The following is a 15,080-nucleotide window of genomic DNA, read 5'->3' as shown; positions in this document are numbered from 1 at the left end:
TGGATAATGTTTTACAAGATAGTAAAAAGGAACTAGCGTATGCTAATTCCTTTTTAATTAACCATTCTCAAATTTAATTAATTATCGTATCCATCATAAATTGCATCATTTATTTGATTTTGTGTCTTTTTATTATCAGGTACAGGTTTCCACCAATTTCCTGTAATAAATAACATAGTTAATAAATTATAACTATCACTAAAATAGCTTTCTCTCTTATTCTTCATCCAATCCCAACCGCTATTTACCCACTTTTGATTATTACTATCTGTTATACTTGCAGCAATAAACGGTGACACAAATACAGCAGTTGGATAACTACCAATATTGGATCCGTTTAATTGATAACCATCCACAATTTTAGAAGGAGTTCCATTCGTCTTATTTTGAATCCATGAAGATACTTTATCAGAAATGACTTTACTTCGCTTCTCACCGTACATCGCATAGTCCATTACAATTCTTAAAGGTACTCGACTAGCATTGTAATAATATGCATTTGTATATTCTGACTCATCTAAGAAGTCTTTAGGTGCGGGTTGTGGTGGGTTTTTTACAACGAAATCTGAAATAAGTCCTGTATTGGGAGAGTATTTATTACTAAATTGCGTATAAACATCGTACAAATTATGAATAACAGTAAGCCAAGTTTTATCACCTGTAAATTCATAAAATGCTCTAAGATGTGACATCATCCAATCAGATGGTCTCGTATCAAGTGAACTTTTAGAATCCCAATCTCCTAAATTTAGTCGGTTATTATTTGTAACATTACTAGCTTTAATACCTTTTGTAATCATGTCTTGTGCTTCTTTCAAATAATTAACTGTTCCATTAGATCCCCACTGCTTATGAGCAAGAAGAAGAGAATAGGCAATATCTAAATCCCCATCAGTAGCAGAATCAAAATGACCTTGTGCTTTTTTACTATCTGCGACAACCCATCCCATTAAATTAGGATTTTGAGAGCTTTTAAAAGTTCTTGCTGTTTTAAATAAACCGTCATAGATTTTTTGAGCATTCGAATCATAACCAGCCATTAATACTGTAATTATCATCCCATACCCTTGACCTTCTGAAGTTCCAAGTGGCTTAAATCCATCCGCATCGCCCGTAATCTCTCCGTTTACGTAATAACCACCAGGTAAAGAAGATAAATCATTTTTCAAATATTTCTTTTTCCAATTATCGTAGTAACTTCTTACAGAAGCATTTAAACTTTCCTGTGTAACATGATTCGGTTTTATAACACCTGCATAATTAACTTGCTGGGGAAAGGGTTTCATTTCCTTTGCAGCAGCTACTTGTTGACTAACTACGGGAATAGAATTTTGTACTGAATTGTCCGTTACAATTGCTGCGAGACTAGAATTAGAAAAACTAGCTAGTCCGATTCCTATAATAGAAATACATGTGAAAATTTTTCTTTTTCCATCCATTATGTTGTCAGCTCCTTTTAAAATGCTTACTACATAAAATGTAACATACAATATTTAACTGAAATACAAAATATTATATTTATCAACATAAGAAAGAAACTATATAAAAAAGTATCATAAAATTATGATTGAATTACATTATACGGATTGATCATTTGCTAAATTCCTATGTTTTTCTTTTCTTAATACTGGTATATGAACAATCAAAATTCCAAGTATAGTAATCCCCCCACCAATTATTGAAACAAAAGTCGGTACTTCTCCTAACCATATCCAAGCAACGAAACATGCAGTTATTGGCGTTAAATATAGAGAACTTGTTGCTTCAGAAGCACCAGAATGAGATATGATATAAGCCAATGCGATATATGGGAGTACTGTTGGAAATAAACCTAAATATATAACACTCATATTCACTTCAAGAGGAGCTGCTAGTATTTCTGTATACATTCCAGGTAAGAAAATAAGCATACATACCGTACTAGATAGAATTGTATATATCGTAAATGGTAAGAAGCCGTACTTTTTTAAGTAAGAAGTTTGGAAAACAAAATATAAGCTTTCTGAAATTGCTGCTAATAGTATAAAAAATCCCCCACTATTTAATTGAATAGCATCTCCTTGGCTAAATGATATGAGAGCAATTCCTATAAAACTAATTACACCACCGATCCAACCGTTTAATTTCATTTTTTCGTTCAAAAAAATAGAAGCAAGAATTGCCGTTACAATAGGTGTGACGGAAACAATTAAGCTTGCAGACCCAGCATTTACTGTTTTTTCGCCGTAGTTTAATGCGATGTGATAAAAAGTAAATCCTAAAGCACCAAATATAAAAATTGCTGGGATATCCTTTAAATCCGGTAGCCGTAACTTATATTTAAAGGAAAACAAAAGAAGTATAAATGAAGCAATTAATAAACGTAGTAAAGTTAGATGCTCAGGTGTATAAGATTCAAGCCCCATGCGAATTGCCGGAAAAGCAGATCCCCATATAAGAATCGTAAAAGCATGAGCACATATAATGCGTAAATCCCATTTTTTATTATGCATGTTGTTTCTCCCTCCCTAATAAACCAACCATTTTTAAATTACCAATTATTTCTTTTCATCATATTTAATAGTTGATACAATGTCTTCAACCAGTTTTTTATCGTAAAAACCAACCACTTGGTATTTTTCAAGTGAACGAAGGAGTTTTTTGATGACAACTAGTAAAAAACTGCCTAAGTATCGGCAGATAGTAGATTATATGAAAGAAAAAATTGAAAATGGAGAATGGCCAATTGGAAGTAAGATCCCTAGTCAAAGGCAGTTAGCAAAATCATTTCAAGTAAATCGTAGTACTGTAATAACTGCACTAGATGAACTTATGGCTGATGGATTGATTCAAGGGAAAATTGGAGCAGGAACAATTGTAACGAATAATACATGGTCATTATTAGCAACGAATCCACCACCTGGAGGAATTAGATTATTTTGGATATGAGGAACAAAAAGGGTTTTATCCGTTACGTGAAGCAATAAGTAAATACGTAAAATCATTCGGAATACATACGTCACCGAGTTCTATATTAATCGTCTCGGGTGCATTACAAGCATTGCAATTAATATCAATTGGTCTTTTACATAGAGAGTCCATCGTTTTACTTGAACAACCTTCATACTTATATTCGCTTCATGTATTTCAATCAGCAAATATAAATTTATCTGGTATAGCTATGGATCATCACGGTGTTTTACCTAACGAATTATCAAAACACATTAAATATAGTAAAAAGAAAAACATTTTATATTCTATCCCTAGTTTTCAAAACCCAACAGGGATATTAATGTCTAAAGAGCGAAGAAAAGAAATAATAAAAATATGTGAAAAGGAACAGTTACCTATTATTGAAGATGATATTTACCGCGAGTTATGGATTGATGAACCACCTCCAGTCCCTTTAAAGTCGATAGATAAACATGGACATGTATTATATATTAGTAGCCTATCTAAAACACTTAGCCCAGGACTTAGAATTGGATGGATTATTGGACCGCAACCAGTTATTGATAGATTGTCAGATATAAAAATGCAAACAGACTATGGATCGAGTTCATTATCTCAAAGAGTTGCTGCTGAATGGATAAATAAAGGTTTTTATGAGGAACATGTTGCAAACGTAAGAATTCAACTAAAAGAACGAAGACAAATCATGATACGGGCTTTAAATGAGTATTGTGCAGATGTTGCAACGTGGGATATTCCTAGTGGTGGATTTTTTATATGGCTAAAGGTAGTACCTAGCATTCCGATGAAGAAATTATTTTCAGAGGCACTATCAAAAGGAGTTCTTTTAAACCCAGGACGTATTTATGAAGAAGAATCAGATCAGTACATACGTTTATCGTATGGATATGCTTCCCCTGAACAAATCACTAACGGGATTAAATTGTTAAGTGAATTAATTCGTAAGCTAATGGCATAACAAAAACTCCTCTTTTTCTATGGAGGAGTTTTTGTATATCTTATTTACCTGTACAGAGATAATAAAGTTGTTTAATTTACAATAAAGTCATTTAAAAAATAATATAGTTGTTTAAAAATCCTTCTTCTACTAACGAGGCAGGTTAGTGGAAGAAATAGCAAGTGGTTTTAACTAGGAGAAGTGTCTTCTGTTTTTTAAATTAAGAATATCGATAAATTAGGATTTATTTACTTAATATTATACTTATTTTCGGACCGAGGCATCTAATCGGTGAGTATATACAAACCAAGTAATGCTTGCTGTTAATAATGTTGACGAAATTAAAGCTGTAAGAACACTATATGTTTGCCAAATAAGTATCGTTGACCAATCGAAGGCAAAAAACATTATACACTGGGCAATCGTAGCGATTAGGAAAATAATTGTTACGATTGTTCTCTTTTTTGTCATCGGCTGCTGCTCATTCGTTTTCCTTTTTCTTAATCCTAAGAAAAATAACAGAACGGCTAATAGACAAAGAATAATTGTGGTAGACGACAAAATGATGTCCAAAAGCTGTGTGCCGCTTATCTCATATGACTGAGCTAGATTGCCGTTTAATATATTTTTAACTTTTAGTACCAGGTTTATATTGGTATTTGCGCCGTTGCTCAGTAAGCAGATGGCTGTTCTTTCATTTGGCAGTATGGCTACTTTGGTACTAAAATTTGGATTACCCCCAGTGTGTTCTATAAACGTTTGTTCGGCGTTTACCGACCAACCTGCCGCATAATACATATCATTGACAGCCGAAACAGACATATCACCCCTATGGGATTTTTCGATGGCCCTGTGAAATATTTCGGGTATGTCCTGCACGATACCCATCTGTATGCCCATCCAACGCGCCATATCTTTTGTATTAGAAATGATATAGCCGGCAGGTTTATTCCCAGCATAATCCGGAGCGTTAAATGGAGTTGTTATAAAAAAGGAAGAACGGTAGCCCTGTGCTAACTGTCCAGTGGCTTGAGCATCTTCTTTATAAACATACGTCTGGTGAAGACCTAAGGGTAGAAATACCTGTTCCTTCATAAAGTCTTCATAGCTTTGTCGTGATACAATCTCAATAACCAAACCCAATACGTCATAATTAACGGTTCCATAGTTATATTGTTCACCGGGAGAGAACGCCAATTCTGCATCTACCAGCGTTTCCACAGTCTTTTGCAACATATCAGGCGTATTACCTTGTGGAATATTTTGAGTATGTCTAATATTTGTTAGGCCGCTGGTATGGTGAAGAAAGTTATTTAGTGTAAGGTTTTGCATATCAACAGGTTTACCTTGATACTTTAACGTAAACCAAGGTAAATATTTTTGGATAGGGTCAGTCATTGATAGCAGCCCTTGCTCTTCCAATAGCAAAATCCCCATACCAGTAAAAGCTTTACTCACCGAGGCCAACTCATAGAGTGTATTTTCACTTGCAGACAGTCCCTTTTCAAGATCTGCATACCCAGAAGAAAAGTAGAACACTTCACCATCAGCAAGTATTGAGAGTGACATTCCAGGCACACCTGACGTACGACAGGCATCATCTAGCAATGCTTGTATTGCCACAGATTTCGAATCTGACAACGCATAACTTTGTGTTGCGAATCCTGAGAATAATATAAATATCGTTAATACAAAAACAAGAGTCTTTTTCATACACTCTCCTTTCTGAAGAATTATAAGGGTATAAATAACTTATTTTTATAACTATAAACTAAATTCTGATTTATATTTCTATTTATCTATATAATATCAAATAATTGTGAAGAGTTACACTTAAAGTAACGGGGGCGTTAGTTTAATAAGAAGTAAACAACTTTATTATTCATTTTTTAAGCATTACATAAGCAGATGGATATAATTTGAAACAACTTTAAAGAGCCTTGCTGCATATAGAATGTAGTAAGGCTCTTATCTTTTTTAATCAAAATTCAATAACTTTATTATCACTATACATTACCACAATCTCATTTCCTGCCCTAATAAAATAAGTCCTTCATAAGGATCTCCGTCAATATTTAATACTTGAGCAAAAGCAGGTTCTGTTTTTAAACCGTTCTCTTTTAAGCGAATAATTTCTTCTCTTATATGTGGATGCTGCATTAATAACATGTGTTCTACTATCATATGTCTATACGCATTTTGATTACGCACTGGCTTAGGTTGGGCAAATAATTCAAAATCAAAACCTTCAAATTTAAAATTCATCTTTATTGATTCGATATTTTTAATTTTTTTCTTTTTTATTTTGAATCCTTCATAAGAACCATATAAAGATCTCATTTCTTGTTCAAAAACATCAAAGTTATGTACTTCCATTACTATATCTAAGTCAGATTGAAGCGTATCAATTCTTATAGGTATAGTCCCGCAAAGAACGGGACTATACAAAGCTAAATCCTCCATGATGTTTAGTTTATTCAAAACATCATAAACCTTTTGTTGCTTGTCATTCCCTGATTGTAAATATGTAATAGATGTAAACATGGAAGTCTCTCCTTCATTTCACGTAATACGTGACTCACTAAATTCAAGAAAATTTGTTCTAAGAGTACCTTTATTTCAATATATTAAGACGAACAAAAGATATGTTTCAACTTTTCTCCTATACTGCAATACTATAAAAATAAAAAAGGAGGAATTATTATGAGCATTTTCAATGTTCTTTTAACCATCCACATTTTATTTGGAACAATATGTTTAATTACCGGTATTGTGGCGATGGTTGCTCAAAAGAAGAAAGGGAAACATACGGAATGGGGCGAAATATATCATGCATCCTATGTTGTCATTACCCTTACTGCAATTATATTATCCATTATAAACTGGGATAAAATCGCATATTTATTTTATGTAGCAATTTTCTCTTATGCTTTCGCGATTTATGGCTACCTTGCACGAAAAAAACGCTGGAAAAATTGGATCCACCACCATATTAGAGGTATGTTAGGTTCTTATATAGGTGCGGTAACCGCACTTTTAGTAAACGTCGGTATTCATATCCCCTTAATTAATTTACTACCACCTATATGGTTTTGGTTTTTACCTACATTGATCGGTATTCCTCTCGTAGCCAGTGTATCAAAAAAATATAAAAAGCGTAGTTAAAATTCATTACATTTTCGTTACTTTCTGATGATTACTATGAAAAATCATACTCAATGTAATATTTTATTTATAAATTGAAGGTCGTATTGCTTTAAGTTAATCACTTAGAGCTAAATAAAAAGAATCCAATAAAAGTATTGGATTCTTTTTCGGATTTCATTTTAATGTCGGCTCTATGTATTTAATGATGTTATTATCTGGATGACGAACTATTATTGAATAACGATGGATCCTTGCATCGTTTTTTAATCACCTCTTACATTATTCCTTTAAGAATTCTACTTTTAATTCATGAATTTTTTAACTTCAAAACGGAATGTAAACGATCCGGATAATTCGTAAACATCCCGTCAACTCCCCATAAAAGTAACTTTTTCATATCTTGTTCATTATCTACAGCAAATGGATGAACTTCTAATCCGTGTTTCTTTATTTTCTTTACGTAAGCTGAATCAATATATTTATAGTTCATTCCAAGACCAATGCAATATGTTTTATACTTTTTTATCTCTAATTCAGTTAATTGAACTGCCTTCTTATAGGATAATAATTGCACCAGGGGCATATTAACATGTAAACTATGTAGCTTTTGCAAACTTTCTTCACTAAATGATTGAATAATAACTTTATCCTGTATTTCATAGTGATTAATAATTTCTAATAACTTTTCTTCCATTCCTGGATATTCATCAGGTGATTTGGTTTCAATATAATAGTTCGCGTCATGCCCAAACACTTCAATTACTTCTTCGAGTGTTGGAACTTTAGCATTTTCATATTCTTTCTTTGCTAAATTTGGATACTTTTTATTGTAAGTAGAGCCTGCATTTAGTTGCTTTATTTCTTCTAATGTATGTTCCTTAACTAGTCCTGTACCATTTGTAGTACGATTTAATGTTTCATCATGCATAGCTACTAAATATCCGTCTTTTGTCATTTGGAGATCTATTTCTATATAATCGCCTTTTAATTGTTGTCCCAATTTATACGCAGCAATTGTATGTTCCGGTGCATACGCCGAAGCCCCTCTATGTGCAATGTTTTTTATATGATTCGATTGATTAATAGCTTTTGTGTACTTACGTTCATTTACTTTATGAAAAACAAAAGTACCTATTACTATAAAGATGCAAAGTATTGTAACGATATATATCTTTTTCATAATGATGTATTAACTCCTACATGAAAGCAATTTGGCTTGGATAATTTATTCAAATAAATGTCGATTTTCAAATACAGTCATTTGTCCAACAGATTGAAAACCAGCCTTTTTATAAATATTAATCCCATCAGGTGAAGCTTGTAATACGCATTGAGCAACGTTTAATTCCTTTGCTTCTTGCAGCAAGTAATGAAACATAGTAGAACCAAATCCTTTTCCTCTCATTTCTTCTTTCGTTGCTATATCATAAATACCAATACTATCTTTTGTACACACTAATGAACCAACCGATACGACTTCATTTTTATAAAACCCTAAGTACAGTTTCATATTTTCACTATTCCATAAATGGAAAGAAGTAGTTTGATTGTAGAATGCTTGTACATATATACCTTCCTCTGATGTACCAAATAGACTAGCTAACGCTTCTCCAAACTTTTTAATTTGTTCTGATGAAGATGCTTTTTGTATCGTAAAACCTTCTGGCAAGTTTGTTGTTGGATGTATTGTATGTAAGTTTGCTACCATCGCGATATTTTGTTCTGTTTCTTTTAATCCAAGCTTTATTAATTCATTCTTTATAGTATCCTCTAGCTTCTCGTCCCAAAACCAAACACTCATTGGATATTTCTTTTGATTATAGTATGCTACCTCCTTATATAATTTCTCGATATCTTCCGTTACATTATTGTTTAGTAAAGTAATGATATTAAATGTATCTGCAGGTAAACCACAGTCGACAGCAATGTAATCCTTCGTTTCTTTTACATTCATTCCCTGTGCCTGCCGTGCAATATATGAAGTTTTATATGTAAAATTATCTATTAGTAACTGTTTAAAATTCATTCATTTTTCTCCTTTCATAATATTTGTAATCGAATACTTCAGTATTAAATATAACATATAAGAAATGCACCTATTTCTATAAAAATATCTCTTTACATCACTCTTTGCGCCCTAAAAGAATAAAAAACGATATAACGTTGTCGGAATGAAAAAAGTGGTATATAATAAATATTAACATTACTAGTAATTATTTTAGGTATTCCTAGAATAAAGGAGCGATACATATGAAAATTACTATTTATTTCGGAAGTCATGAAGATCAAGATGTTCGTACTATGGACTGTCATTTAGATGTAGAAGATACAGAAGAGATTGTTTCTGTGTCATAATATAAATTGTATGGATGAACCCTCTTCCCTACAGCGTTTAAGGCACCTTTTGCAGGTGTCTTTTTTGTTGTTTTTTTCTTCAAAAACCCTTTACTTTAGAGCGTTTTAATAGTAAAATATAAACATACGAACAAACGTTCTTTTTAAACTTACTTGTACATGAAGGGATGATTTTTACAATGGCTCAAGCAAAGCGCAGAGGAAGAAAAAAGCAAACACCTATTATTTCAAATACAGGCTTTATCGGCTCTGTCTTTATTGATACATTGGAGTTACAAAAGAAATCCTATTATTTCGCTCGTAAAAAACTTCAAATTGTTCATCACGTATTAGATGGTCTCTCTGGAGCAACAAGTTCTTTATTTAAAGAACATAATATTTCAGCATATATGTCATGTGTATATTTACATAAACAAAAGAAAATCGGCTTTGTTCTTTCAACGAAACCATTTGAACAAAGTGACGGTGTTGCTTATTTTGTAAATTATTTAATCGAAAAGAATTTTTACGGTAATCATGACGAAGACGTAGAATATCAAGAAGTATTTAATACAGGTTTTATCGGTGTAGTATTCGCCGATTTATGTAGTATAGATCGCTTTAATTTCGAGTTTGAAATGGGTATGTTAACGAAATTAATGAAAGATATGATTATTCCGGTTAAAGAACTCTTTTTACGCCACAATGTACCGGCATACATTTCCACTTCTCATCTAGAGGAACAAAACAAATTAGGTTTCGTTCTATCTGTAAAACCATATGATGAACGTGCAGAAGCAGATTTATATTTTGAAGCGTATTTAAAAGAACGCGGGTTATTTATTGGTGATGAAGAAGATGATATTGATAAGATTGTTATTAGAAAAACAGCTGAATTACGATAGACAAGCGCAGGATTATCATCCTGCGCTTTTTCGATATTATTTAATTACGTTCAACACTATACCCTTTTGAATGAATTTCTAAATTCAATTTATTTGAGTAAGCCTGATTCAAAATAAGAAATACGATCCCTCCTCCAATTGGAAGCGTGTAGGCTGGAATATGATTTAATAATAGACCTGATAATGCCAGTGCTATCGGCTGCATCATTTTACCTATGCTTAATCCAATACTAAGCACTCTGCCCCTATATTCATCTGGAATCTCTCTTTGCATAAAATAAATTAAAGGGATATCAATTAATGCTATCATTAGCCCTAAAAAGAACATAATAACGCAATACGTAATAACGAATACAAAATCATTCACTTCGAAGCTTTTGAATAAAACTGGAATCCCTGAAATAATCATAATAACTGACAACATAGAACTTAGCTTTTTCAAAAGATAGGAGTAAGAAAAACGATCAGTTATCTTTTTTACTACCATTGCACCAATTATCATCCCTACTGGAAAAGTCCCTTGAATCATACCAAATTGTTTAGAGCTAAGATTGAGAACTGTATTAATAATGTATGGCAATGGAACAGTTACAGCAAACCCTAAGAAGAAATTAAGTGAAATTAAAATACAAAACGTATTTTTTAAGCTTTCCCGCTCCATTAAGTAAGAGTATCCCTCCTTTATATCTTTAATAAATTTAATTTCTCTAATTGAACATTCCTCATTTATGTATTGCTCACATAATTTAAAGTTTATAAACAATATGGATATAGCCGAAAGGATAAATGAAATACCATTAATAATTATAAAAGTTTTCATATCAAAGACTGCAAAAACAATGCCTCCTAACATAGGTCCTAGAATTAAAGATATAGAGTCGATAATTTTACTTATAGAGTTAAGACTCATTAGTCTCTCTTTAGAGACGATATTTGGTTTTGCAGCCTCTAACCCTATTCCAAAAAATGTTGTAAATACTGTCATAAGAAAGGTTGTAGTATAAATAATAAATAAGTTTAATCCATAATGGCTACTTAATATATAAACAGCTATTAATAAGCAGCCACTTAGTAAATCCATACAAACGATGAGTTTCTTTTTATCAACCTTATCAGCAATTACACCGGCAAATGGATTCATAACAATCATTGGAATTGTTCCTAATATGAGCGTAATCGCGAAATTTAACGCTGATCCGGTTATTTGTAAAACATACAATCCTAATGCAAAACTATAAATAGAGCTACCGAATAGTGATACTGTTTTTGCGATTGAATATAAAAAAACATTTCTTAGTTCCAGGTTTCTTTTTTTATTTTCCATATGTAATCGTAAACTTGCCATAACTTTTCCCCCTGCCTAATTTTGTGTTACGTACATTGTAAGTTCTCGGGTCAACCCAATCGCAATATGTACGATTTGAAAAGTTTGAAGGGAAAATAAATAAAAGATGGGGTTAACCCCATCTTTTTCCGAAAAATGAATATGTATAAATTTCTTCTCCTTGAACAAAGAAATCCTCGTATTTTCCGCCCCGTTCCAAATAATTTGACGTTCGTTCATCAATGGATTGAAACCTTAGATTATGAATTTCTTTCATTACTTTTGAAAGTTTAAAATTCTCTCGAAATCTAGTTGTAATTTGGCTATTTATACTGAATTTATTAAATAAAATAAATGAGCTTAATAAATAACAATCGTGTTTAAAAAGCGAATTTAATTCGTGTAATAAAAAAGCCTCATGTTCAAAACTATAATTACTTGTACCAGACTGATCAATTACAATATCAACAGAATCTTTTTGAATAGGGATATTTAAAAAATCAGCACAGATAAATAAAATGTTTCTTTTAGGATTTCTTTTTTCAATTACATCTTTTAAAAATAAAAGTTTATTCAAATCTCGATCAACAGCAATATATAAACAATCTTCCGGTAGTTCTTCATAACTATTCCGTAAAAAGAATCCGAGGCCGGATCCTAAATCAAGTAGTATCTTATTATTTAAATCTAGCTGCATGAGTTTCTTTTTCGCCCATTCTCCTCCCTTCTGTATATTTTCTAAAAAAGCAGTATCCGTTTCATGAATATAATCCGAAATAGTATCATCAAGTGACGTCAGCTCATTTGCTTTAAATAATTTACCCGCAGTTATAATTCCTGAAGTAATAATATATTCTTCACCACAATCACAAATTAACTTCCCCTCAGTAATTTGATTGTTAGTAATAATTCCATCTTGAAGAATTAATTTTTCGCTACACTTAGAACATGTAAGTAAATGTAGTACACTTAAATCTATCCCTATAATTGAATTAGAAGTTTCGTTTGTTAATAATAAATCATGTAACACTCCCTTTAATTTGTCCCGTTTCTTCTTCAAAAGTTCTATTTCCTGTTCCATCTTGTCAAATTTCAGTTTAAATAAAGATTGGTAAAAGGTATCTTTTTCGTAATTCATAGATTTCGCTAAATTTTTATAAAAAAATAGTTCTTTAATTTCATTCAAACTAAATCCTAAATCTTTGTAATGTAAAATGAGTTCTAAATCTGTTTGACAATACTCATCAAAAAAATAGTGCCCTCCCTTTTTTTCAGGAATAATGAGACTAAGATCCATATAATGTCTAATTGTATCAATACTTAAGTTATTTACTTCTCCAAACTTACCGATTTTCATAATATCCCTACCATCGAAATATTCTCTTATATAGATTTCTATTTTTAACTTTAAAAATCCTTTCACCTTTTTCATTAACATTATTTACGGAATGAAAAAATGGTACTATTTATATTGGTGTGCCTAATAATGTTTGAAAGTAAAACAAAACCGATTACTTTTTTTAAAAGATACATTGTATAGTGCAGATGTACGAATGGCTCGTGGAGAATATTATATATTCTGTCGAGAAGTATAGAGGGCTTGAATTAATATGATTCTCTGTGTTGGTTAAGCAAAATAAACAGACTAATTAGCACTAGTATCTAGGATTTATTTAGGGCTAGTACCACCAGTAATTTAATATTTTGAAGTATCCCCAAAACGATAAGAATGACCTTCTTTCTATAAATGACATAAATTTTTTGTTCTGGGGTACTATAAATTTTTAGTTTTATAACAATGTGGCGATATCCTTATCTGAAATCGAGTTTTATAAGGTACTTTTAATCAACCTTTATTCCAAAACTATATATAATTTAATCACTATCGGTACTAATGTCGGATCTTAGGTTAGAAAATAACTGGTAGACTTGCAAGGGAACGAATTTTACTATGGTTATAAATCAATTGATCTGCTTCGATTGCTAGGCGGAGATTAGGTAGCCTCTTTAACAAAGTGTCTAATGCAATTTGTCCTTCTAAACGCGCCAATGGAGCTCCCAAACATTGATGTATACCAGCCCCAAAGGCTAAATGGTTATTCTCCTCCCGTGAAATATTCAATTCCTCTGGATAAGGAAATATGTTCGGATCAATATTTGCAGCAGTCAGGGAGAGTAGAACCAATTCACCTTTACGTATTCTATTTCCATGTATTGTCACATCTTCACTAGCAAAACGGCTACTAAACATAATTGGACCAGCATAGCGTAAAAGTTCGTCGACAGCGGAAGCCAGCAGAGAAGGATCTTGCCTTAGTAAATTCATTTGTTCAGGATGTTGAAGTAACGCTAGTACACCATTACTAATTAGATTAACTGTTGTTTCATGTCCAGCGATAATAAGCAGCCAAATTGTCGAAAGAAGCTCGTTCTTACTCAACTTGTCTTCTTGCTCTTTTGCTTGAACTAGCGCGCTTATCAAATCATCACTAGGATTTAGGTGTTTTTCGTTAAACAATACTTCAATATAATTAATAAACTTTTCAAGTGTTGCTGTCACTGCAGTCCCTTGACCAGGATCCACTGAGGCCTTCATCAGTTCTTGTGTCCATGCGCGAAACTGATTTCGATCAGTGACGGGAATCCCAAGCATCTCTGAAATGACAATAATGGGTAGTGGGTAAGCAAAGTCTGCAATAATTTCCATCTTTCTTTGTTCCTGTACAACATCCAACAATTCGTCGGCAATTTGCTGAATACGAGGACGAAGGTCTTCAATCATACGTGGTGTGAAGGATTTAGAGACTAGCCGACGTAGGCGAGTATGATCAGGAGGATCTACCGTAAGCATATTCGGCATATTCATAAGCCATTCAAATAGTTTACTCACTGCTGTATTCTCCTCAATGGGATTCTGCTTATAATGAGGCGGTGTGAATTTTCGTAAATCTTTGATAAAACGGGAATCCTTTAAAATAGCAACCACATCATCATAGTGAAATACAACCCATGCCCCTCCCATTCCATAAAAGTCATCAATGTGAAAGAAACGCTCTTTTTGCTCCATAAGGTTTTTATAGAACATAATGGGATTACGCATAGTTTCCGGCGAGTTCAAATCGTTAAAAGTTAGTTTTTTCATTAATTTCCTCCCTATCAGTATAACTATTGAATGACCTAACATTAATCCTACTCTTTACCGTACTATTCTATGCCCCTTCATGTTACAAAAATGATATATCTAATATATAGAACGCTTCTGTTGCAATATTTCTCAAGAAATTAATATACTAAAGATATATGACTAAATATTATGCAGATATTAGGAATCGCCACACATCGTTAGCAAGCTAAGATTTTGAAGTAACTCCACAAAAAAAGTTCCGGAACTCAAAACTCTACTATTTAAAATATTTACATTCTCCCTTATTATAGCAACGTTGGTACTAATCCAAGTTGACAGACATATGATGCGATTCCT

11 protein-coding genes and 2 pseudogenes are annotated in these 15,080 nt (G+C 32.4%); 4 read left to right on the top strand and 9 right to left on the bottom strand.

Annotation, left to right across the window (positions count from 1 at the left end):
* Positions 1–77: 77 nt before the first annotated feature.
* Together PDK19_RS13635 and PDK19_RS13630 are read right to left on the bottom strand one after the other, a co-directional pair.
* Positions 78–1,439 carry a glycosyl hydrolase family 8 gene (locus PDK19_RS13635; RefSeq protein WP_139865728.1) on the bottom strand — a complete coding sequence of 454 codons (1,362 nt, stop codon included), beginning with the start codon at positions 1,437–1,439 and terminating at the stop codon, positions 78–80.
* 138 nt (positions 1,440–1,577) lie between these two features.
* Positions 1,578–2,492 carry a DMT family transporter gene (locus PDK19_RS13630; RefSeq protein WP_074615449.1) on the bottom strand — a complete coding sequence of 305 codons (915 nt, stop codon included), beginning with the start codon at positions 2,490–2,492 and terminating at the stop codon, positions 1,578–1,580.
* A 148-nt stretch (positions 2,493–2,640) separates the two neighbouring features.
* On the opposite strand from PDK19_RS13630, the pseudogene PDK19_RS13625 reads away from it, so the two are divergent.
* Positions 2,641–3,910, top strand: a pseudogene (locus tag PDK19_RS13625) (aminotransferase-like domain-containing protein).
* Positions 3,911–4,153: 243 nt separating this feature from the next.
* Here PDK19_RS13625 and PDK19_RS13620 read toward each other — a convergent pair.
* Together PDK19_RS13620 and PDK19_RS13615 are read right to left on the bottom strand one after the other, a co-directional pair.
* Positions 4,154–5,602 carry a serine hydrolase domain-containing protein gene (locus PDK19_RS13620; protein ID WP_270707325.1) on the bottom strand — a complete coding sequence of 483 codons (1,449 nt, stop codon included), beginning with the start codon at positions 5,600–5,602 and terminating at the stop codon, positions 4,154–4,156.
* A gap of 300 nt (positions 5,603–5,902) precedes the next feature.
* Positions 5,903–6,433: a DUF4269 domain-containing protein gene (locus tag PDK19_RS13615; protein ID WP_074615619.1), complete on the bottom strand. Its 531-nt coding sequence runs from the start codon at positions 6,431–6,433 to the stop codon at positions 5,903–5,905.
* A 159-nt stretch (positions 6,434–6,592) separates the two neighbouring features.
* Between PDK19_RS13615 and PDK19_RS13610 the strand changes: the two genes are divergently transcribed.
* Positions 6,593–7,054 (top strand): DUF2306 domain-containing protein, encoded by a 462-nt coding sequence (locus PDK19_RS13610; RefSeq protein WP_000021777.1) that lies wholly within the window; start codon positions 6,593–6,595, stop codon positions 7,052–7,054.
* 289 nt (positions 7,055–7,343) lie between these two features.
* On the opposite strand, the gene PDK19_RS13605 is transcribed toward PDK19_RS13610, so the two are convergent.
* Entirely contained in the window at positions 7,344–8,216 is an 873-nt protein-coding gene (locus PDK19_RS13605) for a glycerophosphodiester phosphodiesterase (RefSeq protein ID WP_270707323.1), read from the bottom strand.
* Between the two features lie 45 nt (positions 8,217–8,261).
* On the bottom strand, positions 8,262–9,062 hold the full coding sequence (locus PDK19_RS13600; protein WP_270707322.1) for a GNAT family N-acetyltransferase: 801 nt from the start codon (positions 9,060–9,062) through the stop codon (positions 8,262–8,264).
* A gap of 496 nt (positions 9,063–9,558) precedes the next feature.
* On the opposite strand from PDK19_RS13600, the gene PDK19_RS13595 reads away from it, so the two are divergent.
* The gene (locus tag PDK19_RS13595) at positions 9,559–10,275 is read left to right on the top strand and encodes a hypothetical protein (RefSeq protein WP_002021581.1); all 717 of its coding nucleotides are present in this window, start codon (positions 9,559–9,561) and stop codon (positions 10,273–10,275) included.
* A gap of 40 nt (positions 10,276–10,315) precedes the next feature.
* Here the strand turns inward: PDK19_RS13595 and PDK19_RS13590 are convergent, their stop codons facing one another.
* Both PDK19_RS13590 and PDK19_RS13585 read right to left on the bottom strand, forming a co-directional pair.
* On the bottom strand, positions 10,316–11,620 hold the full coding sequence (locus PDK19_RS13590) for an MFS transporter (RefSeq protein ID WP_242293572.1): 1,305 nt from the start codon (positions 11,618–11,620) through the stop codon (positions 10,316–10,318).
* 112 nt (positions 11,621–11,732) lie between these two features.
* Positions 11,733–12,956: a methyltransferase domain-containing protein gene (locus tag PDK19_RS13585; protein ID WP_270707318.1), complete on the bottom strand. Its 1,224-nt coding sequence runs from the start codon at positions 12,954–12,956 to the stop codon at positions 11,733–11,735.
* A 126-nt stretch (positions 12,957–13,082) separates the two neighbouring features.
* Between PDK19_RS13585 and PDK19_RS27420 the strand changes: the two are divergent.
* Positions 13,083–13,194, top strand: a pseudogene (locus tag PDK19_RS27420) (DUF4318 domain-containing protein); the annotation flags it as partial.
* 314 nt (positions 13,195–13,508) lie between these two features.
* Here the strand turns inward: PDK19_RS27420 and PDK19_RS13580 are convergent.
* Positions 13,509–14,741: a cytochrome P450 family protein gene (locus PDK19_RS13580; RefSeq protein WP_270707316.1), complete on the bottom strand. Its 1,233-nt coding sequence runs from the start codon at positions 14,739–14,741 to the stop codon at positions 13,509–13,511.
* Positions 14,742–15,080: the final 339 nt, after the last annotated feature.

It is taken from the genome of Bacillus cereus group sp. BcHK124 (genome assembly GCF_027712065.1).
Lineage (GTDB): Bacteria > Bacillota > Bacilli > Bacillales > Bacillaceae_G > Bacillus_A > Bacillus_A pacificus.
The sequence above is the reverse complement of the archived record's forward strand: the minus strand, read 5'-3'. Positions and strand labels throughout refer to the sequence as shown.

What these genes read in the sequence shown, in the direction of transcription:
- PDK19_RS13605 (WP_270707323.1), bottom strand. Translation starts at nt 8,216, where the DNA reads ATGAAAAAGATATATATCGTTACAATACTTTGCATCTTTATAGTAATA.
- PDK19_RS13590 (WP_242293572.1), bottom strand. Translation starts at nt 11,620, where the DNA reads ATGGCAAGTTTACGATTACATATGGAAAATAAAAAAAGAAACCTGGAA.
- PDK19_RS13615 (WP_074615619.1), bottom strand. Translation starts at nt 6,433, where the DNA reads ATGTTTACATCTATTACATATTTACAATCAGGGAATGACAAGCAACAA.
- PDK19_RS13635 (WP_139865728.1), bottom strand. Translation starts at nt 1,439, where the DNA reads ATGGATGGAAAAAGAAAAATTTTCACATGTATTTCTATTATAGGAATC.
- PDK19_RS13610 (WP_000021777.1), top strand. Translation starts at nt 6,593, where the DNA reads ATGAGCATTTTCAATGTTCTTTTAACCATCCACATTTTATTTGGAACA.
- PDK19_RS13585 (WP_270707318.1), bottom strand. Translation starts at nt 12,956, where the DNA reads ATGAAAATCGGTAAGTTTGGAGAAGTAAATAACTTAAGTATTGATACA.
- PDK19_RS13630 (WP_074615449.1), bottom strand. Translation starts at nt 2,492, where the DNA reads ATGCATAATAAAAAATGGGATTTACGCATTATATGTGCTCATGCTTTT.
- PDK19_RS13595 (WP_002021581.1), top strand. Translation starts at nt 9,559, where the DNA reads ATGATTTTTACAATGGCTCAAGCAAAGCGCAGAGGAAGAAAAAAGCAA.
- PDK19_RS13600 (WP_270707322.1), bottom strand. Translation starts at nt 9,062, where the DNA reads ATGAATTTTAAACAGTTACTAATAGATAATTTTACATATAAAACTTCA.
- PDK19_RS13620 (WP_270707325.1), bottom strand. Translation starts at nt 5,602, where the DNA reads ATGAAAAAGACTCTTGTTTTTGTATTAACGATATTTATATTATTCTCA.
- PDK19_RS13580 (WP_270707316.1), bottom strand. Translation starts at nt 14,741, where the DNA reads ATGAAAAAACTAACTTTTAACGATTTGAACTCGCCGGAAACTATGCGT.